The sequence below is a fragment of the Anaeromyxobacter dehalogenans 2CP-C genome, from assembly GCF_000013385.1.
GTDB lineage: Bacteria > Myxococcota > Myxococcia > Myxococcales > Anaeromyxobacteraceae > Anaeromyxobacter > Anaeromyxobacter dehalogenans_B.
Map to the genome: position 1 here is coordinate 1682853 of NC_007760.1, position 25930 is coordinate 1708782.

The 25930-nt window shown below is 73.9% G+C and carries 22 protein-coding genes, 1 tRNA gene and 3 pseudogenes; 17 read left to right on the plus strand and 9 right to left on the minus strand.

Translation table 11 applies throughout. From position 1 onward, the window contains the following. Positions 1 to 87: 87 nt before the first annotated feature. On the plus strand, positions 88 to 975 hold the full coding sequence (locus ADEH_RS07535; RefSeq protein ID WP_011420516.1) for a class I SAM-dependent methyltransferase: 888 nt from the start codon (positions 88 to 90) through the stop codon (positions 973 to 975). A gap of 33 nt (positions 976 to 1008) precedes the next feature. Here the strand turns inward: ADEH_RS07535 and ADEH_RS07540 are convergent, their stop codons facing one another. After that, the gene (locus tag ADEH_RS07540; RefSeq protein WP_041453399.1) at positions 1009 to 1200 is read right to left on the minus strand and encodes a hypothetical protein; all 192 of its coding nucleotides are present in this window, start codon (positions 1198 to 1200) and stop codon (positions 1009 to 1011) included. Positions 1201 to 1361: 161 nt separating this feature from the next. On the opposite strand from ADEH_RS07540, the gene ADEH_RS07545 reads away from it, so the two are divergent. Both ADEH_RS07545 and ADEH_RS07550 read left to right on the plus strand, forming a co-directional pair. Next, positions 1362 to 1640 carry a YciI-like protein gene (locus ADEH_RS07545; protein ID WP_011420517.1) on the plus strand — a complete coding sequence of 93 codons (279 nt, stop codon included), beginning with the start codon at positions 1362 to 1364 and terminating at the stop codon, positions 1638 to 1640. A gap of 103 nt (positions 1641 to 1743) precedes the next feature. Then, positions 1744 to 1817, plus strand: a tRNA-Arg gene (locus ADEH_RS07550). 5 nt (positions 1818 to 1822) lie between these two features. Here ADEH_RS07550 and ADEH_RS07555 read toward each other — a convergent pair. From ADEH_RS07555 to ADEH_RS07565, 3 genes are all read right to left on the minus strand, one after another. Continuing rightward, positions 1823 to 2986: a tyrosine-type recombinase/integrase gene (locus ADEH_RS07555; RefSeq protein ID WP_011420518.1), complete on the minus strand. Its 1164-nt coding sequence runs from the start codon at positions 2984 to 2986 to the stop codon at positions 1823 to 1825. A 62-nt stretch (positions 2987 to 3048) separates the two neighbouring features. Then, positions 3049 to 3270 carry a helix-turn-helix domain-containing protein gene (locus ADEH_RS07560; RefSeq protein ID WP_011420519.1) on the minus strand — a complete coding sequence of 74 codons (222 nt, stop codon included), beginning with the start codon at positions 3268 to 3270 and terminating at the stop codon, positions 3049 to 3051. After that, positions 3267 to 4145 (minus strand): hypothetical protein, encoded by an 879-nt coding sequence (locus tag ADEH_RS07565; protein ID WP_157061342.1) that lies wholly within the window; start codon positions 4143 to 4145, stop codon positions 3267 to 3269. The genes ADEH_RS07560 and ADEH_RS07565 overlap by 4 nt, the downstream gene beginning before the upstream one ends. 1666 nt (positions 4146 to 5811) lie before the next feature. Between ADEH_RS07565 and ADEH_RS23080 the strand changes: the two genes are divergently transcribed. Both ADEH_RS23080 and ADEH_RS07580 read left to right on the plus strand, forming a co-directional pair. Beyond that, entirely contained in the window at positions 5812 to 5949 is a 138-nt protein-coding gene (locus tag ADEH_RS23080; protein WP_157061343.1) for a hypothetical protein, read from the plus strand. 149 nt (positions 5950 to 6098) lie between these two features. Beyond that, on the plus strand, positions 6099 to 6689 hold the full coding sequence (locus ADEH_RS07580) for a recombinase family protein (protein WP_011420523.1): 591 nt from the start codon (positions 6099 to 6101) through the stop codon (positions 6687 to 6689). A 15-nt stretch (positions 6690 to 6704) separates the two neighbouring features. Here ADEH_RS07580 and ADEH_RS07585 read toward each other — a convergent pair whose 3' ends face one another. The 4 genes from ADEH_RS07585 to ADEH_RS07600 all read right to left on the minus strand — a co-directional run bounded on the left by ADEH_RS07585 (position 6705) and on the right by ADEH_RS07600 (position 10628). Further along, complete coding sequence (locus tag ADEH_RS07585; protein WP_157061344.1) at positions 6705 to 7019, minus strand: hypothetical protein; 315 nt, start codon at positions 7017 to 7019, stop codon at positions 6705 to 6707. 696 nt (positions 7020 to 7715) lie between these two features. Continuing rightward, entirely contained in the window at positions 7716 to 8513 is a 798-nt protein-coding gene (locus ADEH_RS07590) for a hypothetical protein (RefSeq protein WP_011420526.1), read from the minus strand. Between the two features lie 7 nt (positions 8514 to 8520). Further along, on the minus strand, positions 8521 to 9180 hold the full coding sequence (locus ADEH_RS07595; RefSeq protein WP_041453403.1) for a hypothetical protein: 660 nt from the start codon (positions 9178 to 9180) through the stop codon (positions 8521 to 8523). Positions 9181 to 9524: 344 nt separating this feature from the next. Then, positions 9525 to 10628 carry a hypothetical protein gene (locus ADEH_RS07600; RefSeq protein ID WP_041453404.1) on the minus strand — a complete coding sequence of 368 codons (1104 nt, stop codon included), beginning with the start codon at positions 10626 to 10628 and terminating at the stop codon, positions 9525 to 9527. A 425-nt stretch (positions 10629 to 11053) separates the two neighbouring features. Here ADEH_RS07600 and ADEH_RS23440 point away from each other — a divergent pair. The 4 genes and pseudogenes from ADEH_RS23440 to ADEH_RS07610 form a co-directional block, all read left to right on the plus strand. Next, a pseudogene (locus tag ADEH_RS23440) lies at positions 11054 to 11347 on the plus strand (PAS domain-containing protein); the annotation flags it as partial. A 367-nt stretch (positions 11348 to 11714) separates the two neighbouring features. Then, positions 11715 to 12791 (plus strand): annotated as a pseudogene (locus tag ADEH_RS23445) (PAS domain-containing sensor histidine kinase); the annotation flags it as partial. Between the two features lie 262 nt (positions 12792 to 13053). After that, a complete protein-coding gene (locus tag ADEH_RS23450; protein WP_232287487.1) occupies positions 13054 to 13335 on the plus strand; it encodes a response regulator in 282 nt (93 codons plus the stop codon). Positions 13336 to 13556: 221 nt separating this feature from the next. Beyond that, a pseudogene (locus ADEH_RS07610) lies at positions 13557 to 14627 on the plus strand (ATP-binding protein); the annotation flags it as partial. Positions 14628 to 14660: 33 nt separating this feature from the next. Here the strand turns inward: ADEH_RS07610 and ADEH_RS07615 are convergent. After that, complete coding sequence (locus ADEH_RS07615; protein ID WP_041453406.1) at positions 14661 to 15296, minus strand: TetR/AcrR family transcriptional regulator; 636 nt, start codon at positions 15294 to 15296, stop codon at positions 14661 to 14663. Positions 15297 to 15505: 209 nt separating this feature from the next. On the opposite strand from ADEH_RS07615, the gene ADEH_RS07620 reads away from it, so the two are divergent. From ADEH_RS07620 to ADEH_RS07655, 8 genes are all read left to right on the plus strand, one after another. Continuing rightward, complete coding sequence (locus tag ADEH_RS07620; protein ID WP_011420531.1) at positions 15506 to 16612, plus strand: efflux RND transporter periplasmic adaptor subunit; 1107 nt, start codon at positions 15506 to 15508, stop codon at positions 16610 to 16612. Positions 16613 to 16624: 12 nt separating this feature from the next. Then, entirely contained in the window at positions 16625 to 19711 is a 3087-nt protein-coding gene (locus tag ADEH_RS07625) for an efflux RND transporter permease subunit (protein ID WP_011420532.1), read from the plus strand. Between the two features lie 26 nt (positions 19712 to 19737). Continuing rightward, on the plus strand, positions 19738 to 21102 hold the full coding sequence (locus tag ADEH_RS07630; RefSeq protein WP_011420533.1) for a TolC family protein: 1365 nt from the start codon (positions 19738 to 19740) through the stop codon (positions 21100 to 21102). A 42-nt stretch (positions 21103 to 21144) separates the two neighbouring features. Then, the gene (locus ADEH_RS07635) at positions 21145 to 22161 is read left to right on the plus strand and encodes a sigma 54-interacting transcriptional regulator (protein WP_011420534.1); all 1017 of its coding nucleotides are present in this window, start codon (positions 21145 to 21147) and stop codon (positions 22159 to 22161) included. Positions 22162 to 22625: 464 nt separating this feature from the next. Beyond that, complete coding sequence (locus ADEH_RS23455; RefSeq protein ID WP_232287489.1) at positions 22626 to 22874, plus strand: phage tail protein; 249 nt, start codon at positions 22626 to 22628, stop codon at positions 22872 to 22874. Positions 22875 to 23033: 159 nt separating this feature from the next. Next, positions 23034 to 23339 carry a hypothetical protein gene (locus ADEH_RS07645; RefSeq protein WP_012526402.1) on the plus strand — a complete coding sequence of 102 codons (306 nt, stop codon included), beginning with the start codon at positions 23034 to 23036 and terminating at the stop codon, positions 23337 to 23339. Then, positions 23339 to 24649 (plus strand): CCA tRNA nucleotidyltransferase, encoded by a 1311-nt coding sequence (locus ADEH_RS07650; protein ID WP_011420536.1) that lies wholly within the window; start codon positions 23339 to 23341, stop codon positions 24647 to 24649. Before ADEH_RS07645 ends, ADEH_RS07650 begins: the two co-directional genes overlap by 1 nt. A 17-nt stretch (positions 24650 to 24666) precedes the next feature. Continuing rightward, a complete protein-coding gene (locus ADEH_RS07655; RefSeq protein WP_011420537.1) occupies positions 24667 to 25923 on the plus strand; it encodes a hybrid sensor histidine kinase/response regulator in 1257 nt (418 codons plus the stop codon). The last annotated feature ends 7 nt before the right edge of the window (positions 25924 to 25930 follow it).

Consider the following 25930-nt stretch of genomic DNA (forward strand, 5'->3'; position numbering starts at 1 on the left):
GCGCCCCGCGGGCGGCGACCCCGGAGCCGGCGTTGCCGGGCGACACTGTGCGTACAAGCCTTGGATCCTCGCGAGGGCGGAGGAGCCATGGCAGATCAGCTGCGTCACCCCGAGGAGATCCACCGCTCCGAGGCAGCGTTCTTCGACGCGCAGGCGGCGACGCTCGAGCGCGCCGGGTGGCGGCTCGACCCGGCGGTGGTCGCGCGGTACCGCCGGCCCGCCCGCTTCTGGTTCAACAAGGAGTACCGCTTCCGCCGGCTCGGCGAGGTGCGCGGGCTGCGCATCCTCGACGTGGGGTGCGGGCTCGGGGACAACGCCATCCTGCTCGCCTCCCACGGGGCGCGCGTCACCGCCGTGGACATCTCCGCCCGGTCCATCGAGCTGGCACGGCGGCGGGCCGCGCAGGCCGGCCTGGCCGAGCCGCCCGAGTTCGTGTGCGCGCCGCTGGAGCGCGCGGGGCTGCCCGACGGGGCGTTCGACGTGATCTGGGGCGACGGCGTCCTGCACCACGTGCTGCACGACCTCGACGGCGTGCTGGAGCGCCTGGCCCGGGCGGCGCGCCGGGACGCGCGCTTCCTGTTCTCGGAGCCGGTCGATCGCGTGCCCGGCCTGCGGCGGCTGCGCCTCATGCTGCCGGTGCCGCCGGACGGGACGCCCGACGAGCGGCCGCTCCGGGAGGCGGAGCTGCGCCGCATCCGCCGGTGGGTGCCGGACCTGCGCATCCGGCCGTTCTCCTTCGCCGGGCGGCTGAACCGGTTCGTGCTCCCCGGCGGCGCCTTCGAGTCGGCGGGCCCGCTGCGCCGCGCCGCCGCCGACGGCCTCTGCCTCGCCGACTGGCTGGCGCTCGCCGTGCCCGGCCTCGCGCGGCTGGGCGGGATGGCGGTGCTGGAGGGGCACCTGCGGCCCCCGGCGGCGAGCGTGGCGCGGCACGCGCCCGGGGACGAGGGAGCGCTCCGGGCGGACGCCGGGGGATAGCCGCCGATCACCGGCGCGAGGAGCGTCGCCCGCTCAGCGCCGGCCGCGGTCCCGCCCCTTGCCCGTGTCGTGGCAGGTGCCGTCGCTCCACTGGTGGCCGGGCGGGCACTTCTTCGAGGAGGCCGCGGGCTGGACCGCCTGGACGGAGCGGCGCTGCACCGGGAGCTGCACGGCGCAGCCGGTGCCGAGGGCGAGCACGGTGAGGGCGGCGAGGACGTTCTTCACGGGAGGCGCTCCACTGCGGGTGCGGGGGAGGGGCAGTGTAGCGAGCGCCTCTCTCGCTCGAAAGGGCGGCGCCATCCGACATCGGCGCCGCGGCGCCCGGCCCGCCGTCGCGCGACCGCGGACGTGCCGGGTCGCCGGGCGACGGGTATACGGAAGCCATCATGTACTTCGCGCTCCTGTACGAGACGGTCCCCGACTACGTCCAGCGCCGGGCGGCGTTCCGCGCCGAGCACCTCGCGGCGGCCCAGCAGGCCCGGCAGGAGGGACGGCTCCTCCTCGCCGGCGCGTTCGATCCGCCCGACGGCGCGCTCCTCGTGTTCAAGGCCGCGAGCGCCGAGGAGGTCGAGGCGTTCGCGCGCGCCGACCCGTACGTGCGGAACGGCCTGGTCACGTCGTGGCGCGTCCGGCCGTGGACGGTGGTGGTGGGCGGGGAGGGGTAGTGACGGTGCGTGGGGCCGTCCGGGCCCGGTCCCTCGCCGTCGGCCTGGCGTCCCGCTCGCCGCTGGCGCCGGGGTTGTGGTAAGCCCAGGCCTTCGCAAGGCCGGCCCCGTAGCTCAGCTGGATAGAGCGGCGGTTTCCTAAACCGTAGGCCGTGGGTTCGAGTCCCGCCGGGGCCACTACTTTACTGCGCGATCTGCTTCACGATTTTCTCTGAGGCAGTGCCCGTCTCCCCCACGTCTCCCCGGGCTGCGTCGAGCGCCCGGATGGCCTCCACAGGCGCCCGCGCGCTGACGTGCATGTACCGCATGGTCGTCTCGATGGAGACGTGACCGGCGAGCGCCTGAATCGTCCTGGGCGGCACCCCAGCCATGGCGAGCCGCGTGCAGAAGGTGTGACGCAGCTTGTGGTACAGCCCGGCCCAGCGCGGCACCTCCTTGCCCCGCTTCATCCTCGTTCCCGCCGGCAGGCCCGCGTGTCGGCTCAGCCGCTCCATCACCGACCGGATGGACTCGTCCGTCGCGCCCGTGAGGACGCGCCGGCCGGCGAGATGGCGGTGCGCCAGTAGCGCGTCGCGCAGCCGCTCGGTCAGCGGGACGACGCGCTCGGCGTTGCCCTTCGTCGTCCCGACGACGCCCCGGTACACCGCCCGCCGCACCGTCAGCGTCCCGGCCTGGAAGTCGATGTCCGGCCACTCCAGGCCGATGGTCTCGCCGCGACGCAGCCCGGCGTCAGCACCGAGAAGCACCGTGACGAGGTCGCCCGTGTTCTCCGACGCAGCCGCCACGAGTTGGGCGAGCTGGCCCTCGTCGTAGAAGTCCGGCTTCACGTTCTTGGGCACCTTCACCAGCCGGATACGGCAGGGTAGGGCTGGGAGCCGCTTCCACTCCACCGCGGTCTTGAGGATGACCGACAGGCACACGAGCACGTTGTTCGTGGTCTTGGCCGACCTGTTGGCCAGTCGCCCCTTGAGCTTCTGCACCTCCTCGTCGGTGATGGCGGACAGCGGCAGGTCGTGCCAGGGGGCGAGGTGATGCTTGAAGATCGACTCCCTCGCCCGCTGCGCAGAGAACTTCCCGCGGTTCGCGTTGACGTAGCCCTCCACGAAGTCGGGCCAGAACTGCGCGAGCGTCGGCACCTCCTTGGCCTCGGGCTCCTCCTCCTTGCGCGCTGGCCCGCGGACGAGGATTTCAGTTTCCCGCGCCTGCGCCCACTTGAGCGTGCCCGACTTCGACGTGACCGGAGACTTCACGCGCTCGCGCATGCGGGTCCCGTCCGGCATGGTCACGCGAATGTCCACCTCCCAACCTTCCTTCCCGTTCTTCTTCCACTTCCTGATCGTCACCATCAGCAGTCTCCCGCTGACGGCGCACACCGCGAAGCAGCGTACATGGGCACGGTCCTCCTCGGCTACGGGCGCATGAGCGCGTCGAGGTCGCGGCGCCGGAACCGCATCCGGCGCCCGAGCCGCAGCGCCTTGACCTGGCCTCGCGCGACCCGGGTGTAGAGCGCCTTCACGGAAGGCAGGCGCAGGTAGCTTGCCGCCTCCGCGGCAGTCATCCACTCGGGCGTGCGCATCGGCTCGTTCGCCATGCTCAGGGCCACCGGCAAGAGCTTCTCGGCCGCGCTCACGCCGCCCTCCCCTCGTTCTGCTCACCCGCACCCCACGCACTCGCCTTCTTGCGGATGCGGAACCGTGTGGACTTCACCGTCTTCGCGGTTGTCTCCGCGCGCTCCGCCAGCAGCGCGTCGTCCTCGCCGTAGCCGTCGAACACCTCGCGTTCTAACGGGCTCAGTGAAGCGCGGAAGCAGGCCGCCTCCTGCTCGTGCGCAACGAGCGTCTCCGGGTCCAGCGGCCGCCCGGGCGCGAACGGCAGGATGCGAGGGGCGTGGCGAACGCCGCCCCTTCCACGCTTCCACGCCTGCATCGCGTCGATCGCCTCGGTCTCGTACAGCATCTCCTCTCGCTTTGCGGTGGCGGACGGAACGCAGGCGAAGTGCTCGCGCGCGGCCTGCTCCATGATCCAGGCGAGGCGCTCAGGCCCCTGCGGCGGGTCATCTAGATCGAGGTACGCGCCAACCGCGAGGAGGATTGCCGCCGCGCGGTCCTTCTTCGGGATGAGCGCTGGGCGCGGGCTCCCCTTCTTCGCCACGGTCAACCAGCGGGCGGTAGTGACTAGCTCCCACGTCAGCCAGCCGATGACGTCGGCCGGCGCACGGTCCTGCACCGCGGCGATGAGCCGATCGAGCGCCTCGTCTGCCGTGTCGAACGTGGGGCGCTGACTCGGGGCCTCCAGGAGGCTGCCACGCCCATGCTTCCCCGACCTCGCCGCGCTGCGGAGCTTCTTGACGAGGTCGCGCTCGGGCCAGGGCGGCTGGCAGGTCGCGTTCCACTCGCGCATGAGGTCGAGCGCGTCGGCCTCGGGGAGTGCGAAGTCCACGACGAGCGCCGCGGCAGCGCGGAAGGTGTGATGGTCGCCGCCCTGGCCCTGCACGGCGGGGCCCATCGCCGCGAGGTAGGCGGCAGCGCGGCGGCGATCCAGGGCGCGGGCGCGGGGTTCAGCAACAGGCACGGTGCATCGTCATTTCGGCCAGCCTCGGGATGGACGGCACGCCAGGGGCACGCGGGCTGCGCCGTGAAGCGCGCCGCTGACGTGCCCGCCCGAGACTGGGCGACGGGCCCTGCGTTCCCTGCCGTGAGCCGTGCGACTTGTGCGACGCCGCAGCGTGGCGGGTCTCGACCCGCGCTCGCGGAGAGGTGTGGCTACTCCCGTCCCGCGGAGATCGTCTTCCGCGGGTCACAGCACCCAGCCTCCTCGCACGTCGCCGTGGGGGGACCGGGGATGAGGATCTGGATGAAGCCACCGCCAGCCTTGTAGAGCGTGTGGACGCGGCCACTAGCCACCAGGACGCGACCAGCGGGCATGCCACTGTCAGCCTCGCGAAGCATACGGGGCGTCTGCTCGTACTCGGTGGCGGCCTCCGCTAGACGGCGTCGACCCTCGCGGATCGCGGCGATCTGCCATGGGGCGAGATCCGTCGGGAGGGCGCCGATGTCCTCCAGATCCAACCGACGCACGTACCGCTCGGCGGTGGTACTGGAGCGCCCACGGGGGCGGCTCTGCATTCCCGTCTCCATCGAGGTCGGCACGCTAGCATGCACCCGCGACAGCGCGGAGAGGCTGCCCGTCGACGGCGATTCTGGAAGAAAAGCGCACGGTCTTGCTTCCCGGACTTAGAGTGCGTGCCGGAAGGCGCGAGAGATCAGGGGGTTGGCGGGCCGAAAAGTGGGCATCCCGTACTAGTGAGAGCTGCTCGCGAGGGAGAGTCCGGCAACCCGTAGCTCTAGACGTAGCGCGTTCAGCGTAACGGCTTCACGTCGAGACGCGTTGGAGCCAGTAGCCCAGAGCAGATCGGTGCCCCCACCCCGGACCGTGGATGCAAGGGCGTGGTGCGCCTTGCGTCCAGAGCAGCCGTCGTGTCCGGAGCGCCGCACGCCAGCGGCCTCCGCATCGCCGCGCCACTACCCCACCAACCCAGGAGAGCCCCATGCCGTACCGGCAGTGCCCCAGCTTCGACACCTGCAACTGCAACGACTGCCCGCTCGACCCCGCCTCCGCACTGCGTGGCGGGCACCGCGTCGCGCTCCCCGGCGAGCCGACGTGCAGCGCCACCCGGGCGACGAGAGAGCTGATCGCGCTCGCGACCGGCATCGACCCTCGCCTCGTCCTGCTGCCGCGCGAGCGTCGCAGCGAGGATGCCCGCCGCCGCTGGGCGGAGCTTCCCCCGGACCTTCGCGACCGGATCCTCGCGGCCGGCGCGGGGACGCGGTTCAGCACGCCTGAGGCATCTGGATGGCCCGTATCCGCGACCTCGAGCCGCGCCGTAGGGCTCTCGACGCGCCCTCATGTGGTCGCCAGCTCGCACCGGGCCCTCTGACAGCCCTGGCGCGTTGCGGCGATAAACGAACGACGCGCGGAACCCCGCGCAGGAGGAGTGGAAGCAGTGAAAAAGGACCACACGCAGACCGTCGGCGACGCCGCGCGTGCAGCGGCGCGCAGCGGGGCCCGGGGTCCCGGAAGACCGGGGCAGGCCGCCACCTACCGCCGTGAGCAGACTGCTCGGCGCATTATCGAGAAGCACGGCGACCCGCTGGAGGAACTGGCGAGGATCATGGCCGCCGCGACCGACCCGAAGCTGAAGCTGGACGCCGCGAAGGCGCTTGCGCCGTACCTCTACCCGGCCATGAAGGCCGTCGAGGTGAGCGCGCCCGGCGGCGAGCAGCTCATCGTGGAGGTGCGGAAGGCGTGACGAAGGCCTGTCGCCATCTGGCAGCCCGCGAGCAGAGGACTGCGAGAAGGGGACCCCGCGGCCGCGCGTCGCGAGGCGCCTCGGTTCGCGGGGTTGGCCCCATGGCCATGGGCTAGAGAGAAGGGGTCCCTTCTCGCAAGCTACCGGGCATGAACACCGCCCGCCCGCTCCGCGCCGCCGTCTACCACCGCGTCTCGACGCTCGACCAGAACCCGGCGCTCGCGCGTGACGAGCTGCGCGCGGCCGCTGGTCGCCTCGGCGCCGAGCTGGTCCTCGACATCGAGGAGACGGGCAGTGGGGCCAGGAACGACCGGCCGGGCCTCCAGAGGCTCATGGACGCGGCGCGACGCGGGAAGCTCGACACCGTGCTTGTGTGGAAGCTCGATCGCTTCGGCCGCAGCGCCCTCGACGTCCTCGCGAACATCCGCGACCTCGACGCGGCGGGCGTCCGCTTCATCGCGACCACGCAGGGCATCGACATTCGACCTGGCGGCGACGCCATGAGCCGCCTGATCCTCGGCGTGCTGGCCTCGGTCGCAGAGTTTGAGCGCGACCTGATCAGAGAGCGGACGCGGCTCGGGATGGTGAAGGCGCGGCAGGTCGGGAAGCAGATCGGGCGCCCACAGGTGCCGCGGCCTGACAGTGCCGAGGTCGCGCGTCTCCGCGCGGCGGGGAAGTCGTGGCGCGAGATCTCGGACGCGCTCGGCTGTACCGTGTGGGCGGCGCGGTCGGCCGCGTGATCGCCGACGCGGGATCTACTCGGTGTCCCACCCGAGAATCTGCGCCGCAGCGTCCTCGGCATCTCGCGCCGTCGCGTACTTCTTGACGCGCGGATCTGCGGCGAGTGCCTCCAGCGTCGCCTCTGGGTGCTGAACGTTGTCGTCCAGCAGGTGAAGCCACGCGCCGAGGTCGTCGCTCCATGAGGCGAGAATCCATTGTCCGCCGACTTCGTGCACGACGAGGTCAATCGGATCCTCGTCGCCGTGCCACTGGCTGCTGACCGTCATGCCCGCCCCCGAAGTGCGCGTGGTGCCGACGCGCAGCGTAGCAGCGTCGCGGATGCGCTCCACTTCCGCCGCGCAGGTGCGGGCGACCCGCCCCCCGGCTGATCGCGAAGGGGCCCACCTCGACCGGGAACCCGCAGCCCATAGCCGAGCACGGCGCGTGGTCGCCTGCTCGCACCCGGCAGCGCAAAAGTCCCACCCTCGTCCGCAGCACTGGTAGAGTAGCCGCACCATCTCGATGGGAGCGAGGGACGTGGCCCGACGACCTCCCGGCCAACCGGCGGCGCAGCCGCACTGGTGGCAACGCCCGACCGATGGAGCCGATCATGCCGAGCCGCCCGAAGCAGCCCCGCCGTGTCGCGAAGGTCTCGCGCCCCGTAGCCGATGCAACGTGCACGAAGAGCCGCACAGTGAGGCGCGGCAGCGTCCCGCTCGACGTGTGGACGTGCTCCGCACCACGCGTCGGTGAGCCACTCGAGGAGGCCCCTCGAGTCAGTCTCGCGCCAGAGGTGGTCAAGGTCGGGCGACGGAACTGGAAGTTCTGGTACGTCAGTGGCGCAGAGGCTAAGCGCGACGATGCTCTCGTGCGCGAGCCAGGCTGGTACTTCAGCGCCGCTACCCCGAACCCCGAGTGGATCAACAACGACTCTGTCGGCCCGTACCGTTCTTTCGATGAGGCGCTCCAGGATCTCGTGCTGGGTTTGGCGAGCGGGTACTGACCCCCGCCCGATCTTCGAGGTCCGCGCGGACCGTTGCGGTTGCCTACATCGCCAGCAACCTGTCCGCGAGCTGCTCGCGCACCCGCTTCGCCCCGAGGTCGGTCAGGCACCACCGCTCGCCGGGGAGCGCCACGGCTTGCCGGAGCCCGCGGAGCTTCGTCAGTACGCCGCTGATCGTGGACGGGCCGTAGAACGAGAGCGTGCGGCTGATCTCGCGACGCTGAACGCCCTCCTCCCCGCCGTAGTGCAGCAGGACGAGCACCTCCTCCTCGGCGGTCAGGTCCGTCCGCTGGATCAGGAGCGTGTGGCCGTACTTCGCGATGCAGGGGACCTCGAACCGGAGCAACTCGCGGACCGTGCGGGCGATCTCCTCGCGCTCCTGCTCGTCACGACCGTTCGCGGCGAAGATCCGGAGCGCCTCGTTCATCGCCCACCGGACCGTCTCGGCGATGAGTCGCGAGTCCATATGGTTCGCGTCGTAGGTCGAGGACAGGTGGGCGACGCCCCGATCCGAGCGGAACTTGTAGATGGAGCGCAGGATGCGCGCGAGGTGGAGGGCATCGCTCCTCGGCTGGATCGCGTGCGGGACCTGATCGTTCTCAAGGTACTTCAGGCACGCGCCGAATTCGCGGTCGGGGCTGAGGTTGCCCGAGTCATGGTGGTAGAGGCAGCGCGCGAGCGCCTCGCAGAACATGCCGCCGTCCAACTCCGCTGGCTTCCAGTCGCGCTGGATATACCTCCGCTCCATCTCGACGAACTGCTCGACCAACTGGCCGACGACCGTCGGGTCCAGGGGAGGGCAGAGCCTGGCGACGAGCGCCTGACGATCGGGGAGTCCCACGCGCTGCTCAGGCCGCCGACGTCGCTGAGGCCCCCGCGGCCTTGAGCATCTCCTCGACGACAGCGACGCCCGCCGGCGTCACGTACCACACGGGCGGGTTCACGTTCCGATCAGGCGTGACCAGCGCGGGGTTCGCGGCGGCGTATTTGTTGAGATCCCGGTAAACGTGCGAGCTCTTGATCGGCTTTGCATGCGGGAAGTGCTTGTTGTAGGTCGCAACCACGACCGGGATTGTCAGCCCCTTCGGCGCGCTCTCCGTCCCACCGTTCTCCTTTGAGTGGAAGTAGATGAGCCACAGCGCCTTCTTCCCGTTCGACCACCCGAGGCTGGGGTTGCTGTTCGGCTTCCAGGAGAGCGCGCTGCCGTCCGCGGGCGAGTTCGCCGCGCGAGGGCGCGGCGAGCGTCGACGCTTCTCGACGTCCACCGTCGTCGCTGAGGCGGGCGTGGGCACGGGCGCCGCCGGCGTGACATCGACGCCGGGGAGCAGGCCCTGCACGACGCCCTGAGTGACGGGCCGGATCGCCTTCGCGACCTGGTCGGCGACGATCCCCCGGAGTTGCGGCAGCCCCGCCGCGTCGTCGCCATGGGCGTCGATCTCCAACTCGCCGATCTTGACGTGGACCTCCAGGCCCTTCAGCCGGAAGCCCGGCCTCTTCTGCGCTGCCATGAAACCTCCAGGCGCGACCGCGCGCGCGGAGGATAGTTCTAGACGATGGGTATGACACCGACGCTCGCGCTGCGGCCGCGCCCCCCTAAGGCGGGGCCATCTATGAGAAGGTATCGGCTCGCGCGGTGCGAATAGGAGCGAGCGTGCGACCACCACGGCGCCCTCGCGCCCGCCGCGAAGCGCGCCCCGCCCTGGCTTCAAGCTGACGGGGGCCCACGCGACGGTGGCGCGCGTGTCTCCCCCCCCGCCGGCTTTCTCCGCAGGGGCCCACCTCGACAGGATGTCCGCGAGCCCGTCGCCGGACTCACGACGCAATACCGCCGTTTGGTGCGGCGTGAGTGGCGCTACTTCCGCTCGCCCTCAGCTTGCTTCGGGTCACGCGCACCACTGGGCGGAGGCGCACCCACGTTCGCGGAATTCGCGTAAGGCGTGGTGCTCACCGACTGTGCTTCGACGGACACCTCGCGGTGCGTCCACTTCGCGCGCGGCTTGTCGCCTCCAGCTTCCTCCCACTCCAGCCACTCGCCACGCCCGGTCTGCTCCTGCGTCAGTTCCACCATGATCGGGAACGCGCGGTGCGGCTCGATGTTCAGCGGCAACTGGGGAGTGATACGCCCCTGCGGGCTGCGGAAGTTGACGATCTCCGCGCCCCCGGCATCGAGGACGCGGAGATCGAGAACGGCCACGGCGGCGTCGGTGTCGTTCGTGAACGTGATCCCCTTCGTAACCACGCCACCCTTGAACTGCCGGAACTCCTGCGTGACCTTCAACTTCTGAACCGTCAACGTGGCGGCTGGCGTCGTGCGGGCCTCAGCCTTCGCGCTGAGGTAGATGTACCGCCTCCGCTCAGCCCAAGGCGCGGGATCAGACAGTCCGGGCTCGCTCTTGTACTGGAACCAGCGCGCGTTCTGGGCTTCGTTGGGCGTGAGCTTGATCTTGAAGTGGCTGACGCCGCCCGCTTCGATATTCGCCGGCAGCGGAGGCTCGATCCGGTTGGCATTGGGCGGCTTGAAGCTGGCGATCACGTTCCGGCTCGCGTCGAGGATCAGGATGTCGAACACTGGCGTCGTTTTGTCGCCGGGGTTCCAGAACGTCACTTCCTCCCATTCCGTGCCGTCCTCCTTGGAGACGCCGATCCGATCCTCCACCCTCACGCCGGGCCTGGGTGGTGGAGACGTCGGCGGCGGGGCGTTGATCGTGACCGGGCCGTTGACGATGGTGCTGACGCTGTAATTCGGGCTGTTCGATCCCTGGCTGCGCTGTTCAACGGCTGCCGACTGCTGAGCGAGCGCGCCAGCCCCGTTGCCCCCAGGTTCACGCGAGTCAGCATGACCCGATCGGTGCGAGAGGCCGTACGCGGCGGACACCAACATGGCGAACGCGCCAGCGCAGAAGCCGACCCGCGCGAACATCGGCCACTCGCCGAAGGAGGTTAACAACGCGTCCATATCGGCACAGTACCACGGTGCCCCGTCGGGACTTGTCGTCCCCTCCCGTCTCCCCCACGTCTCCCCGCGGTAGGTAGAGAACGGTGGACGGCTGTTGACTCGCGAGGAGTCGCGTCTCGTGGCGGAACCGCTGGGCCGCAGGGCTTTCGAGCGAATTGGCGTGCGCCGTCAGCCGCTTGAGTGATCTGCGTCCAGCGGTTTCGAGTCCCGCCGGGGCCACTTCAACGCATCGCGCGCTGTGCCGTCGATCCCACCGCGATCGACCGGGCGCCGCCCTTCGCCCGCGAACTCGGCGCCCCGCCTTCTGCCCCCATCGCCGGAGCCGCGTCCGACCGCGGGCCGGTTCCGGGCGCGCCGCGGAATACACCCTGATCGGGCCCGCGTTTCCGGAGCTCAGGATCGTGCCGGTACCGGGGGCGTACTCGATGGCCACGCAGGAGACGGCTGCTTCCGCATCGCTGACGGACGTGCTGTTCGAGGAGGCAGGCGTCGGGCTGTGCCTGATCGCGCCGGACGGGACGGTGGTGCGCGCGAACGCGGCGTGGCTGCGATCGACCGGGTTCACCGCCGACCGCGTGCTCGGCGAGGACATCGTCGAGCTGTTCCCCGGGACCCGGGACATGGCGCTCGCGATGCACGCGCGCGCCCGCGCCGGGCACCGCGTCGAGGTGCCGCGACACGCACAGATCGTGAACGGCCGCGAGACCTGGTGGGAGGGCAGCCTCGCGCCGGTGGCGATGGAGGGTGGGACGGGGCTGCTCGTCACGGCGCGCGAGGTGCGGCCGGGCTGGGGCGAGCGGCCGCCGGGCTGCGCCGCCTGCACCGAGGTGGTGGACACGCTCCTGGCGTGCGTCCCGGAGGGCATCACCATCGCCACCGGGCCCGACGTGGTCACGGTCGCGAACAGCAAGTACGGGGAGGAGCTCCTGCTCGGGAGCTGGAAGGACTGCGTCGGCCTCTCGATGGAGCAGTGGCTCGCGAGGCTGGAGCACTACCTCCCGGACGGCCGGACGCCGGCCGCGGTGGAGGACCTGCCGCTCTGGCGCGCGGCGCGGCGCCGAGTCGGTGCGCGGGGCCGAGCTGATCGTGAAGCGCCCGGACGGGACCCGCCTCTCGGTCGCGTGCAACGCCGAGCCGATCCGGGACGCCGCGGGGGCGCTGGTCGGCGGGATCGTCGCCTGGCGGGACGTCACCGGTCTCAAGGAGCAGCAGGCGGCCCTCCGCGCCAGCGAGGAGCGCTTCCGGCTGCTCGCGGAGGCGATGCCGCAGATCGTCTGCGTCCTCGCGCCCGACGGCGCGGTCGAGCACGTCAACCGCGCCTGGACCGCGTTCTCGGGCCTGGACGCGGCGGCGAGCGCCCGGGCGGGCTGGGAGGGCGTCCTCCACCCCGACGACGTGGCGGCGGCGCTCGAGTGCCGCCTGCTCGCGCTGAGGCGCCTCGAGCCGCAGGACGCGGAGCTCCGCTACCGCGCCGCGGACGGGACGTACCGCTGGTTCCTCTCCCGCCTCGCGCCGGTGGTGGAGGGCGGGCGGGTGGTGCGGTTCATCGGGGCGGCCATGGACATCGAGGCCCGCCGGCGCGCCGAGCAGGAGCTCCGCGAGGCGAACGCGAAGCTGATGGACGCCGACCGGCGGAAGGACGAGTTCCTCGGCATGCTCGGCCACGAGCTGCGCAACCCGCTCGCGCCCATCCGGAACTCGAGCTACATCCTGCGCCACGCGGCGCCCGGCACCGGCCCGGCGATCCGCGCGCAGCACGTGATCGAGCGCCAGACCGAGCACCTGACGCGGCTGGTGGACGACCTGCTCGACGTGACGCGCATCTCGCGCGGCAAGATCGAGCTGCGCAGGTCCAGCGTGGACCTGCGCGAGGTGGTGATGCGGGCGGCGGACGACTTCCGCCTCCCCCTCGACGACCGCGGGGTCTCGTTCCGGACCTGGGTGCCCGACGCGCCGATCTGGGCGGACGTGGACGCCACCCGGATCACGCAGGTGGTCGGCAACCTGCTCACGAACGCCGCGAAGTTCACCCGGCGCGGCGACGAGGTGGGCGTCTCGCTGTCGGTGCACGAGGGGCACGCCAGCATCGCGGTGCGGGACACCGGGGCGGGGATCGACCCCGCCATCCAGGGCGAGATCTTCAACGCGTTCGTGCAGGGCGAGCGGACGCTGGCGCGCACCGAGGGCGGGCTCGGGCTCGGGCTGGCGCTCGTGAGGGGGATCGGAGCTGCACGGCGGCTCGGCCTCGGTGGCGAGCGAGGGCCAGGGGCGGGGCGCCGAGTTCGTGGTGCGCCTCCCGCTCGCCCGGCCTCGGCCCCCGGGCCCGGAGGCGTGCGCGCCGGCGGAGGGACGGAGGAGCGGCCGCCGCGTCCTGGTGGTGGACGACAACGCCGACGCGGCGGAGTCGCTCGCGGAGATCGTCGCGATGCTCGGCCACCGCGCGGAGATCGCGTACGACGGGCCGGCGGCGGTGGAGAAGGCGCGCGCCCGCCCGCCGGACGTCGTCCTCTGCGACCTGGGGCTGCCGGGCATGAGCGGCTACGCGGTCGCGGAGGCGATCCGGGCGGCGGGCCTGAGCGGGGTCCAGCTCGTCGCGGTGTCCGGCTACGCGCAGCCCGAGGACGTGAAGCGGGCCTTGGACGCCGGGTTCGACGCGCACCTCGCGAAGCCGGCCGATCTGGACGTGATCGAGAAGCTCCTCGCCTAGGCCCGAGCCCGCCCGGCCGGCGACTCGCCGCGGGCACGCACGCCGCTGCAGACCGGGGCTCGTCCGCGCGCCCGTCCCCGCCGACGAGGCTGGGCGCGAGGGCGCGCGCGTCGCAGGATGGCGGCACCCCCGGGAGGCCCGCCTTGTACGCTCCGCCATCCGAACCCGATCGCCGCGTCGCCGAGCGCGGCGCCATCCAGCGGGCGCTGGAGTCGCACGTCCTCCTGCAGGCGCTGTTCGAGAACGCGCCCGTCGGCATCGGGATGCTCGACACGGACTTCCGCTTCGTGCGCGTGAACCCGACCCTTGCGGCGCTGAACGGGCTCCCCGCGGAGGCCCACGTCGGCCGGACGCCGCGCGAGCTGTTCCCGTCGCTCCCGCTGGACGACATGGAGGCCATGTGGCGCCGGGTGATCGAGACCGCGACGCCGGTCCTCGGCTACGAGTTCTCCGGCGAGACGCCCGCGGCCCCGGGGAGCATGCGGTGCTGGCGGGAGGACTGGTTCCCGGTGGTCGCGAACGGGCGCGTGACCGGCCTCGCCGTGGTGGTCGCCGAGGTCACCGAGGAGAAGCGCGCCGCGAACCTGCAGCGGCTGCTGGTCGGCATCGTCGGGCACGACCTCCGCAACCCGCTCGCCGTGATCGCGACGTCGGCCCGGCTGCTGCGCGCCGCGGATCTGGGACCGCGGGAGGCGTGCACCGTGGGGCGGATCGAGCGCGCCGCGCACCGCATCGAGGCGCTGGCCCGCGACCTGCTCGACTACACGTGCATCACCGGCGGCCGGGGGCTCTCGGTGAAGCCGCGGCACGGCGCCGACCTGTTCCGGCTCGTCGAGGCGGCGGCCGAGGACGCCCGCATCGCCTATCCGGACGCGATCATCGAGTGCCGTGGCGACCCGGAGGTCCGGGGCGAGTGGGACGACGACCGCATCGTCCAGCTCGCGGGGAACCTGCTGTCGAACGCGGCCAAGTACGGCGGGCAGGGGACGCCGGTCGTGGCCCGCGTGCACGCCGACGGGGAGGCCGCCGTCCTGGAGGTGCACAACCGCGGGGTCCCGATCCCGGCCGAGCGGCTCCCGCACGTGTTCGACGGCCTATCGCAGTGGACCGACGAGCGGTCGCGGCAGGGCGGCATCGGGCTGGGCCTGTTCATCTGCCGCGAGATCGTGCGCGCCCACGGGGGCACCATCGAGATCACCTCGACCCGGTCCAGCGGGACGACGGTGCGGGTGCGGCTGCCGCGGCGCGCCCCGGGCGACGACGGGGGCCTCGCCCAGGGGCGAGCCCGCTGAAGGGCGCCGCGCGGGGACGCGCCGCCGCGCCGCTCAGGCGCCGGTCCGGCGCACGGCCGCCCCGGCGCGGGCGCCGGCCAGCACCAGGTCCACGAGCTGCTCGACGTAGGCGAGGCTCGGCTCCTCGCTCCGCAGGAACACGTGGAACTGGAGCGTGGCGTAGATCGGCTCGATGACGAGCGCCGGGTCGGTCCCGGGCGGGAGCTCGCCGCGGGCGATGCCCCGCTCCACCGCGGCCACGATCGGCTGGTTGGCGCGCTCCGTGACGAGGCGCCCGAGCGCCTGGAGCTCCGCGTCGTCGAGGACGCCGACGTTCGCGCGCATGAGCGCGATGGCGCGGGCGCGCTGTCGCGTGTCGTCGAGGAGCCGGACGCGCGCGAGCTCGACCAGGTCGCCGCGGAGCGTGCCGGTGTCGCGCGCCTTCGGGAACACGTCCACGAGCCGCAGCAGCGCGGGGCGGACCAGGTCGGGCTTGCTGGGCCAGCGACGGTAGACCGTGGTCTTCGAGACGCCGGCGCGCTCGGCGACCGCGTCGAAGGTCAGCCGGGCGTAGCCGACGCGCGCGAGCAGGTCGAGCGTCGCGTCGAGGACGTCGTTCACGACGCGTGCGCTCCGGCCGCCGGTCCGGCGGCGCGGCTCGCTGGCGGGAGACGGGGGGGCGCGGTCCATGGCGTCGGATCTGTAACAGGGTTGCGTTAGGCGGGCAACAAACGGGAGCCATCGGCGCCTCAGTCGAGCAGTAGATAATAAATAAATTCAGTTAGTTATAGGCTAACGCAACTTTCCAGTTGCGTTTAACGCGCGACGCGAGCAGGTTAACGGCACTTCTAGTTGCGTTAACGCGTCGGGCCTGATCGGCCCGGCCCCCGAGGCCACGAATGACCCAGTCCCCGCGCTTCCTCCTGACCGTTCCCACGCTGGCCCTCGCCGCGGTGCTCGGCTGCTCGCGCGGCGACGCCGCGGCGCTGCCCGGCGCGAGCGCCGAGCGACCCGCCCTGGCGGTGCGCGCCGAGCGCCCCCGCGAGCGCCTGGAGGGCGAGACGGCGCGCGCCACCGGCGAGCTGCGCGCGAAGCTGCAGGCGACGGTCTCGGCCAAGGTGGCCGGGAGCATCCTCCGCGTCCGCGCGCAGGTGGGCGACCGCGTCCGCAAGGGCGACCCCATCGTCGAGCTCGACCCGGCCACGATCGCCATCCAGCTCGACCAGGCCCGCGCCGCGCGCAAGATGGCGCTCGCGGTCCGCGACAACGCCCGCGCCGACCTCGCGCGCACCGAGCAGCTCGCCCGGGCGGACGCCGCGGCCCCCGCGGTCCTCGACAAGGCGCGCGCGGGCGCGCAGCAGGCGGAGGCCTCGCTCGAGCAGGCCGAGGCGCAGGTGCGGCTGCTCGAGCAGAACCTGCGCGACCTCGTGGTCCGGGCGCCGTTCGACGGCGTGATCACCGCCCGCCCGAGGAACGTGGGCGACTACCTCGTGACCATGCCGCCGACCCCGGTCGCGACCGTGGTGGCGGCGGAGGCGCTGGAGGTGCGCCTGGCGGTGCCCGAGGGCCTGGTCGATCCGCTGAAGCCGGGCGCGGTGCTGCGGGGCCGGAGCATCCCGGGCGGCGCGCCGTTCGAGGCGAAGGTGACGAGCGTGGGCGCCACAGTGGATCCGCAGACGCGCGCGGTGGAGGTCCTCGCCGACGTGCGCGCGGCGGCGGGCGCGAGCGCCGGCGCGCTCCGCTCCGGCGGGCTCGCCGAGGTGGACCTGGGCGGCTCGTCCGCGGCGCAGGGGCCGTTCGTGCCGGCGCAGGCGGTGGTGCGCGAGGGCGCGCGCCGGTTCGTGTGGGTGGCGGAGGGCGGCGTGGCGCGGCGCCGAGAGGTGCAGGCCGAGGCGGTGACGCCGCAGTGGACGCGCGTGCGCGCCGGCGTGGCGGAGGGCGACGCGGTGGTGGTCGAGGGCGTGGCCGGGCTGACCGACGGCGCGCGCGTCGCGGTCGCGCAGTAGCGGGAGCGAGCCATGGACGTGATCAAGACCTTCATCACCCGGCCGGTCTTCACCGCGATGCTGGTGCTCGCGGTGGTGGTGTTCGGCCTGAACGCCTACCCGAAGATCGGGGTGGACCAGCTCCCGGACGTGGACGTGCCGGTGGTCACCGTCACCACCGTCCTCCCCGGCGCCGACCCGGAGTCGATCGAGCGCGACGTCAGCGATCCGCTGGAGGAGGCGCTGAACGGCCTCGCCGGCCTCGAGAGCATGCGCTCGGTGAACGTCGAGTCGGTCTCGCAGGTCGTGCTCCAGTTCTCGCTCGAGACCGCGGTGGACGTCGCCGCGCAGGACGTCCGCGACCGCGTCCAGGCGACGCTCTCGAAGCTCCCGGGGGACGCCGAGCAGCCGATCGTCGAGAAGCTGGACGTCGGCGCCGCCCCCATCCTCACGCTGGCGCTGTCCGGCCCGGTGCCGCCCGAGGAGCTCACCCGGCTGGCGGAGGACGTGCTGAAGCCGGCGCTCCAGCGGCAGGGCGGGGTCGGCTCGGTGGAGGTGGTGGGCGGGCGCGAGCGCGAGATCCGGATCGTCGTCGATCCGGCCCGGCTCCGGACGTTCGGAGTGGCGGCGTCGGAGGTGGCCCAGGCGGTGCGCGGCGGCAGCGTGGACGTCCCGGCCGGCCGCGCCGAGGACCCGCGCGCCGAGGTGGTGGTGAAGGTGAGCGGCGAGGCGCGCACCGTGGACGAGCTGCGCGACGTCGTCGTCGCCACGCCGGGCGGGGCCCCGGTGCGCCTCCGCGACGTCGCCGACGTGGTGGACGGCCCGGCCGAGGCGCGCTCGTCCGCGGCGGACGACGGCCGGCCGGCGGTGGCGCTGGTGGTGAAGAAGCAATCCGGCGCGAACACGGTCGAGGTCGCCGAGCGGGTGACCTCCAGCCTGTCCGGGCTGGAGAAGCTGCTGCCCGGCGGCGCGCAGCTCCGGGTGGTCCGCGACAACGCGAAGTTCATCCGCTCGTCCATCGACGGCGTGAAGGAGGACCTCGTCCTCGGCGGCCTGCTCGCCGTGGCCATCGTGCTCGTGTTCCTGCGGACCTGGCGGACCACGGTGGTGGCGGCGATGGCCCTGCCGACCTCGGTCATCGGCACGTTCGCGGCGATGCACGTGCTCGGCTACACGTTCAACGTCATCACCATGCTGGCGCTGACGCTCTCGATCGGCCTGCTCATCGACGACGCCATCGTGGTCATCGAGAACGTCAGCCGCCACGCCGAGGAGGGCGCGCCGCCGGCGAAGGCCGCGCACGCCGGCACCAAGGAGATCGCGCTGGCGGTGCTCGCGGTCACGCTCGCCATCCTGGCCGTGTTCGTCCCGGTGGCGTTCATGGAGGGGATCGTCGGCCGGTTCTTCTCGGCCTTCGGCATGACCGTCGCGGTGGCGGTGGCCATCTCCTACCTCGTGTCGATGACGCTCACCCCCATGGCCTCGGCGTACGTGCTCCGCGCGCACGGCGAGCCCGGGCCGGTCTCGCGGGCCATCGAGCGGGCCCTCTCGGCGGTGGAGCGCTTCTACCGCCGCGTCCTGGTGTGGGCGCTCGACCACGTCGCGGCCACGCTCGCCATCGCCGTCGCGCTGCTGCTCGCGACGGTGGGCCTGGGGCGGTTCCTGCAGTTCACGTTCATCCCGGCGCAGGACATGAGCGAGGTGAAGGTGACCCTCGAGCTCCCGGCCGGCACGCCGCTCGAGCGCACCGCCCGCGAGCTGGAGGCGCTGCGCACGCAGCTCGCGGCGGTGCCCGGCGTCACGCACGTCTTCGCCACCGCCGGCGGCGGGGTGCAGGAGGAGGTCCACAAGGGCGAGCTGATCGTCACCGTGGTGCCGCTCGGCGAGCGCGCCTACTCGCAGGAGGACCTGAAGGGCTGGCTGCGCGGCGGGCTGCGCCGGCCGGCCGACGCGCAGGTGGCGGTGCAGGACGTCGCGATGATGGCCGGGGGCGGATCGCGGCCGCAGCCGGTGCAGCTCAACGTCCGCGGCCAGGACTGGGCCGAGGTGGTCGCGGCGGCGGAGAAGGTCCGCGCCCACATGGCCGCGAGCCCGCTGTTCTCCGACGTGGACTCCACCTACCGGCCCGGCAAGCCGCAGGTGACCGTCCGGATCGACCGCGATCGCGCGGCCGCGCTCGGCATCCCCGCGGCGACGCTGGGCAGCTCGGTGCGCGCCTACCTCGGCGGCGACGACTTCGCCCAGTTCCGGCAGGGCACCGACAGCTACGACATCCGCCTGAAGCTCCCGCCCGACGCCCGCGGCGCCGACCGGCTCGGCGAGCTCACCGTCCGCTCCGCGGCGGGCCAGCTGGTGGAGCTGAGGAACGTCGCCGACCTGATCGAGGAGCCGACGCTCTCGCAGATCGACCGCCAGGAGCAGCTCCGCCAGATCACGCTGCTCGCCGACCTGCCGCGCGGCGTCAGCCTCGGGGCGGCGATGCAGGACCTCTCGGCGTTCGCCGCGAAGGAGCTGCCGCCGGCGATCATCACGGACTTCGAGGGGCAGGGCAAGGAGCTGGGCAAGACCGCGGGCGCGTTCGTGCAGGCGCTCCTGCTCGGGATCGTGCTCGTCTACATGATCCTGGCGGCGCAGTTCGGGAGCCTGCTCGACCCGTTCACCATCATGCTCTCGCTGCCGTTCGCCGTGATCGGCGCGCTGGGCGCGCTGCTCGCGACCGGGCAGTTCATGTCCATCTTCGCGCTCATCGGGATGATCATGCTGATGGGCCTGGTGACGAAGAACGGCATCCTGCTGGTCGAGTTCGCGAACCAGCTCCGCGCCCGCGGGCGCTCCGCGCGCGACGCGCTGCTCGAGGCCGGCCCCATCCGCCTCCGCCCCATCCTCATGACGACCGTCGCCATGATCGCCGGCATGGTGCCGGTGGCGCTGGCGCGGGGAGACGGCGCGGAGATGCGGGTGCCCATGGCGATCGCCATCATCGGCGGGCTCGTGACCTCCACCGTCCTCACGCTGGTGGTGGTGCCGGTGTTCTACCGGCTGCTCGATCGCCTGAAGCGCCCGAGGCGCGTCGAGCTGCTCGAGTCGCCGCCCGAGGTCGAGCGGCCCACCGGGACCTGAACCCCCACCGCCGACCGGAGAACCCCATGATCCGCACCACCGTCCTCGCGGCCCTGGCCGCGATCCCGCTCGCCGTCCGCGCCGAGCCGCCGCTCACGCTCGCCGCCGCCCTCGAGGAGGCCCAGCGCGCCAGCCCCGACCTCGTCGCCGCCCGCGCGCGGCTCGACCAGGCCCGCGCCGCGTCGGCCCGCGTCCGCGCCGGCTACCTGCCGCAGGTGAAGGCCGGCGCCACCTACACCCGCAACTCCGAGGAGGCGAAGCTGGAGCTGCCGGTCGGCTACGCCGTCCGCGACCTGGGCACGCCCACCTCGGGCGCGGGCCTGCCCGGCGCCCCGACCACGTACGCGGCGGTGCCGTCGCAGGTGGTGGGCGCGACCATCCAGGCCCGGGATCAGCTCGGGGCACAGCTCGAGCTCACCCAGGCCATCCTCGCGCCGCAGCTCTGGTTCGGCATCGAGGCGGCCGGCGCGAGCGCGCGCGCCTCCGCGGAGCGGGCGGAGGCCGCCCGTCGCGAGCTGCGCTTCGGCGTGGCGCAGGCGTTCTACGCGGCCGCGGCGGCGGAGCAGGCGGTGCAGGTGCAGGAGCGGCAGCTCTCGATGGCGAGCCTGCACGAGCGCGACGCCCAGGTGCAGGTGCAGGCGGGCACGGCCGCGCGCATCGTGCTGCTGCGCGCGCAGATCGACCGGGCGCGCGCCGAGGAGGACCTCGTCCGCGCGCGCAACGGGCTCGCCGGCGCGAAGAGCACGCTGGCGGCCCTGCTCGGCCGCGGCGAGGCGACGGACTTCGCGCTGTCGGCGCCGCCCGCGCCGGAGCTGCCCGCCGACCTGGCACCGCTCGAGGACGAGGCGGTGCGCCTGCGGCCGGAGCTGCGGGCCGCCGCGGCCGGCGTGGAGGCCGCGACGGCCTCGCGGCGGGTGGAGACCGCGCGGTACCTGCCCACGCTCGGCGCGTTCGGGCAGGCGCGCTGGTCGAGCGTCGCCGGCTTCACCGGCAAGGAGGAGAGCTGGGCGGCGGGGCTGTCGCTCCAGTGGGAGCTGTTCGACGGCGGGGCCCGCGAGGCCGGCCGGCGGGAGGCGACCGCGCGGCTGGTCGAGGCGGAGGCCGCCCGCGCCTCGCTGGCGCTGCAGGCCCGCGACGAGGTGCGCCGCGCCCGGCTCGACCTGGCGTCCGCGCGCGCGAACCGGGCCAAGGCGGAGGAGCAGGTGGCGCTGGCGCGCGAGAACCAGCGGCTCGTCGAGGTCGCGTTCCGCGCCGGCCAGGCCACCTCGCTCGAGGCCACCGACGCGAACGTGGCGCTCGCGACCGCCGAGCTCGGCGCGGTGAACGAGGGGCTCGCGGCGGACCTCGCGGCGCTGCGCCTGCTGCGCGCGGCGGGGATGTACGGCGGGTAGGCGCGGCCCGGCGGCGCGCGGCACCGGACGGAGGGACGGTCGATGCGACCCATGACGCTCGTCGAGGCGCGACGCGCGCGCGGCGGGGAAGAGGGCGGCCTGGTGGCGGAGTCCGCGCCGATGCGGCGCCTCCTCGCGGAGGTGGCGCGGGTCGCGCCGCGGGACGTCACCGTGCTGCTCCGGGGCGAGACCGGCACGGGCAAGGAGCGGATCGCGTCGCTGCTCCACGCCCGGAGCCGCCGCGCCGCGGGGCCGCTGGTCCGCTGCAACTGCGCCGCGATCCCGGCGGCGCTCGCGGAGGCGGAGCTGTTCGGCGCGGCGCGCGGCGCCTACACCGGCGCGGTCGAGTCCCGCCGCGGCTTCTTCTCGGCGGCGGACGGCGGCACGCTGGTGCTCGACGAGATCGGCGAGCTCCCGCAGGCGCTCCAGCCGAAGCTCCTCCGCGCGCTGCAGGAGGGCGAGCTCCAGCCGGTGGGCGCCGGGCGCGTCGAGCGCGTGGACGTGCGGGTGGTGGCGTGCACGAACCGCGACCTCGCCGCGGAGGTGCGGGCCGGCCGCTTCCGCGAGGACCTCTACTACCGGCTCGCGGTGGTGGAGCTGGTGGTGCCGCCGCTCCGGGAGCGCCGCGAGGACCTGCCCGGGCTCGCGGCGGCGCTCGCGCGCGACCTCGGCGCGCGCCTCGGCGTGGACCGGGTCCGGCTCTCGCCCGCGCTCGTGGAGCGGCTGAAGGCCGAGGCGTGGCCCGGCAACGTCCGCCAGCTCGAGAACGCGATCGCGCGCATGGTCGCGCTCGGCCAGGGGCCGGTGCTCGGGCCGGACGCGTTCGTCCCCGCGTGTCCGGCCGCGCCGGCCAGCCCGCCGCGCGACGCCGCGCCCGACGCGGCGCGGGCGCCTCCGGTCGAGGGGCTGACGCTCCGGGAGCAGCTCGACGGGCTGGAGCGGCGGATCATCGCCGCGGCGCTCGCCGCCGCAGGCGGGAACCAGTCGGAGGCCGCCCGCCGGCTCGGCATGGCGCGGACCGTGCTCATCGATCGCCTGAAGAAGTACGGGCTGGCGTGAACGCCGGGACGACGCGGCCGACGGCGACGGCACGACGCGAGCCGCCGCTGTCCCCCGCCGACGTGGCGGGCGGGGACACCCATCCCGCCTGGCCCCTGGAGCGAGCGCGCGGACCCACCGTATGCCTCCGGCTCCACAGGAGGTGGGTTCGCGTGATCGTGAGAAGGACATGGCAGGTCGCCGCGCTGGTCGTGGCGCTCGCAGGGTGCAAGGGCTCGACGGGCGACGCCGGGTCGGCGGGGCAGGCGGGGCTGCAGGGGCCGGAGGGGCCCCAGGGGCCGGCGGGGCCGCCGGGGCCGCAGGGGGATCCCGGGCCGATCGGGCCTGCGGGCCCGGTGGGACCCGCAGGCGTCGCGGGGCCGATGGGGCTCACCGGGCTCCAGGGACCTCCGGGCCCTGTCGGCCCGCAGGGCCCCGAGGGGCCTCCGGGGCCGGACTCGCGCTTCGGCGAACCCGGCTACGCGGTGGACGGGCGCGGTCGCGAGTGCACGATCGGCGAGGTGTGGCTGGTCGCGGGCTCGGTCGCGGGCGCGACGCCGGCGCGCGGGCAGATCCTCCCGATCAACGTGAACACCGCGCTGTTCGCGCTCCTCGGGACCCTCTACGGCGGCGACGGCCGGACGACGTTCGCGCTCCCGGACCTCCGGCAGGCGGCCCCGAACGGCCTCACCTACGTCATCTGCACGCAGGGCATCTTCCCGTCGCGGCTCTGATCCGCCGCGGCGCCGCAGCCCCTCGACATCGTCCGGAATCGCGCGTCCGGCCGCCCGGCCGGGCGCGCGCTCCTCCGGCCGCGGATCCTCGCCCCGCCCGCCGCGTTTCGGGTTACGTTGCGCCCGCTCGCTCGTCGGACACGGTGGAGGCCTGTGAGGATGGAGGAGAAGCTCGCGTCGCTCGCGCCCGGGCGCCTGGCGGTCATCATCGAGGAGGGCCTGCGGGGGCACCACGTGCTCTTCGAGCCCGACCAGATCCGCGCGGCGTACGCGGTGCCGGACGAGCCGGTCACGCGCGAGGAGGCCGACGCGCTCGGCGAGGCGCTGCTCACCATCTGCCGCGACCCGCTCCCGGTGGCCCGCGGCGCCGTGGGCACGCTCGACGAGGGCACGCGCCTCGCGCTCATCCGCCTCTACTTCCGCCTCCTCGATCGCGCCGGCGAGGAGCTGCGCCGGATGCACTGATGCGGCCCCCTGCCGCCCTCGAGCAGGCGCGCTTCCCCGAGGCGATCCTGGACGTGCTCCGCCGGCTCGCCGCCGCGGGGCACCGCTCGTGGCTGGTGGGCGGGGCCGTGCGCGACGTGCTGCTGCACCGGCCGCGCGCCGCCACCGACTTCGACGTCGCCACGCCCGCCACCCCGCAGCAGGTCATGGCGCTGTTCCGGCGCGTCATCCCCACCGGCATCGACCACGGGACCGTCACCGTGCTGGTGGGCGACGAGAAGGTCGAGGTCACCACCTTCCGCGGGGAGGGCGACTACGTGGACGGCCGCCGTCCGGCCACGGTCACGTTCCTGGCCGAGCTCGAGGCGGACCTGGCCCGGCGCGACTTCACCATGAACGCGATGGCGTACGATCCGCTCCAGGCGGACTTCCGCGATCCGTTCGACGGCCGCGTGGACATGAGCCGCCGGCGCATCCGGGCGGTCGGCGATCCGGCCGCCCGCTTCGGCGAGGACGGGCTCCGCGCGATGCGCGCGGTCCGCTTCGCGGCGCAGCTCGGCTACCGGCTCGACCCCGCCACCCGCGCCGCCATCCCGGGCGCGCTGGAGGTGGTCCGCAAGGTGAGCGTGGAGCGGGTCGCCGAGGAGCTGTCGCGGCTCGTGCTCGCGTCGCACCCCGGCCCGGCGCTGCTGCTGCTCCGCCGCACCGGGCTGCTCGGCGTGGTGGTCCCGGCGCTCGCGGCGCTCCCGCTCGCCGCGTACCGCCACGCGGTCGCGGTGGCCGGGCACGCTCCCGCCGAGCCGGCGCTGCGCTTCGCGGCGCTGCTGCACGGGGTTGGCCCGGAGGAGGCGGCCAGGATCGTGTTCGGCCTGCGGCTCCCCCGGCGCCTCTCCGAGGAGGTCGGGACGCTGCTGCGGGCGTACGCCTGCCCGGCGGCGCGCCACCCGGCCGCGCTGCCGGACGCGCCGGCGGACATCCGGCGGTGGCTCGCGCGCACCGGGCCGCAGCGCGTGCCGTCGGTGTTCGAGCTGGTGTCGGCGGAGCTCCGCACGCTCCCGCCGGCGCGCCACGCCGCGGCCGCGGAGGAGGTCCGGCGCGCGCGGGCGGCCATCGACGCGCAGCTCGCGGCGGCGCCGCCGCTCGCGGCCGGCGATCTCGCCCTGGATGGGCGCGCGGTGATGGCGCTCCTCGGCCAGGGACCGGGACCCCACGTCGGCGAGGCGCTCCACCACCTGCTCGACCGGGTGCTGGAGGATCCCGCCCGGAACACGCCCGACGCGCTCGAGGCCGAGCTCCGCCGGTGGTGGGCCGGCCGGGGCGGGGCCTTATAATTCAGGCGGGGTTCGAGATGGCGCCGCGGGTGCTGCTCATCGAGGAGGACGGGCCGCGCCGCGACCGGGCGCGAGCCCTGCTCGAGGCCGAGGGCTTCGCGGTGGACGCGAGCGGCTCCGGGCTCGACGCGATCGCGCGCGCTCTCTCGCTCCCGCCGGACGTGATCGTCGCCGACCTGCGCCTCCCGGATCTCGAGGGTCACGCCCTAGCGGCGCGGCTGAAGCGCGAGCGGTCGCTGCAGGCGGTGCCGTTCGTGGCGCTCGGCGAGACGCAGGAGGACCACGACCTCGCGCTCGCGGCCGGCGCCGACGGCTTCGCCTCGCGCGAGCCGGACGCGCGGCTGGGCGAGGAGGTGCGCGCGTTCCTCGCCGGCAAGCGCGAGCGGCTCAGCGAGGACGGCGAGCGGGCCGGGCTGCGCGCGTTCTCGGGCACGCTGGCGGCGCAGCTCGAGTCGGCGGTCGCGGGCGAGCGCCGCGCCACCGAGCGGCTGCTCGAGGTGGACCGCCTGAAGAGCGCGTTCATGCACAACCTCGCGCACGAGCTGTCCACGCCGCTCACGCCGCTCGCCGGCTACCTGCGCATCCTCCAGTCGGACAAGCTCGGCCCGCTCCAGCCGCAGCAGCGCCGGATCGTGGAGTCGATGCTCGGCTCGGTGGCGCGGCTCAGCCGCATCGTGGACAACCTGTCCGACTTCGCGAGCCTGCAGGCCGGGCGCGCGCCCATCGTCGAGGCGCCGGTGGTGCCGGACCAGCTCGCGGACGAGGTGGTGGCCGAGCACCGGCCGGCCATCCGCGACGCGCGGCTGCACGTGGCGGTGTCGCACGCGGGCGGCGGGGCGGTGCTCGCCGACGCGCGCAAGCTCCGGCAGGCGCTCTCGAACCTCGTGTCGAACGCGGTGAAGTTCTCGCCGCACGGCGCCGAGGTGCTGGTCGAGGTCGGGCGCGAGCCGGGGCGCCTGCGCTTCACGGTCTACGACCAGGGCCCGGGCATCGGCGCGGCCGAGCTGGAGCGGGTGTTCGAGCCGCTGCACCACGCGGCGGCGCGGGCGGGGGAGGACGCCCGGCTGCCGGGCTCCGGGCTGGGGCTGCCGGTGGCGCGGCGCATCGCGGAGGCCCACGGCGGGCGCGTCTGGGTGGAGAGCCCGCCGCGCACCCAGCCGGCGAGCGCGGCCCGCCAGTTCAACGGCTGCAAGTTCGTGCTGGACATCCCGGTCCGCCCGGCCGATCAGCCCCCCGCCGATCCGGCGGCGCCGCCCAGCGCCTCGCTCGGTTGATCCGGGC

Bases quoted from the DNA above. Each gene is read 5' to 3' on its own strand.
- ADEH_RS07535 (WP_011420516.1), top strand. From the start codon at position 88: ATGGCAGATCAGCTGCGTCACCCCGAGGAGATCCACCGCTCCGAGGCA.
- ADEH_RS07545 (WP_011420517.1), top strand. From the start codon at position 1,362: ATGTACTTCGCGCTCCTGTACGAGACGGTCCCCGACTACGTCCAGCGC.
- ADEH_RS07555 (WP_011420518.1), bottom strand. From the start codon at position 2,986: ATGGTGACGATCAGGAAGTGGAAGAAGAACGGGAAGGAAGGTTGGGAG.
- ADEH_RS07565 (WP_157061342.1), bottom strand. From the start codon at position 4,145: ATGGGCCCCGCCGTGCAGGGCCAGGGCGGCGACCATCACACCTTCCGC.
- ADEH_RS23080 (WP_157061343.1), top strand. From the start codon at position 5,812: ATGGCCGCCGCGACCGACCCGAAGCTGAAGCTGGACGCCGCGAAGGCG.
- ADEH_RS07580 (WP_011420523.1), top strand. From the start codon at position 6,099: ATGAACACCGCCCGCCCGCTCCGCGCCGCCGTCTACCACCGCGTCTCG.
- ADEH_RS07595 (WP_041453403.1), bottom strand. From the start codon at position 9,180: ATGGCAGCGCAGAAGAGGCCGGGCTTCCGGCTGAAGGGCCTGGAGGTC.
- ADEH_RS07600 (WP_041453404.1), bottom strand. From the start codon at position 10,628: ATGGACGCGTTGTTAACCTCCTTCGGCGAGTGGCCGATGTTCGCGCGG.
- ADEH_RS23450 (WP_232287487.1), top strand. From the start codon at position 13,054: ATGCTCGGCCACCGCGCGGAGATCGCGTACGACGGGCCGGCGGCGGTG.
- ADEH_RS07615 (WP_041453406.1), bottom strand. From the start codon at position 15,296: ATGGACCGCGCCCCCCCGTCTCCCGCCAGCGAGCCGCGCCGCCGGACC.
- ADEH_RS07620 (WP_011420531.1), top strand. From the start codon at position 15,506: ATGACCCAGTCCCCGCGCTTCCTCCTGACCGTTCCCACGCTGGCCCTC.
- ADEH_RS07625 (WP_011420532.1), top strand. From the start codon at position 16,625: ATGGACGTGATCAAGACCTTCATCACCCGGCCGGTCTTCACCGCGATG.
- ADEH_RS07630 (WP_011420533.1), top strand. From the start codon at position 19,738: ATGATCCGCACCACCGTCCTCGCGGCCCTGGCCGCGATCCCGCTCGCC.
- ADEH_RS07635 (WP_011420534.1), top strand. From the start codon at position 21,145: ATGCGACCCATGACGCTCGTCGAGGCGCGACGCGCGCGCGGCGGGGAA.
- ADEH_RS07645 (WP_012526402.1), top strand. From the start codon at position 23,034: ATGGAGGAGAAGCTCGCGTCGCTCGCGCCCGGGCGCCTGGCGGTCATC.
- ADEH_RS07650 (WP_011420536.1), top strand. From the start codon at position 23,339: ATGCGGCCCCCTGCCGCCCTCGAGCAGGCGCGCTTCCCCGAGGCGATC.
- ADEH_RS07655 (WP_011420537.1), top strand. From the start codon at position 24,667: ATGGCGCCGCGGGTGCTGCTCATCGAGGAGGACGGGCCGCGCCGCGAC.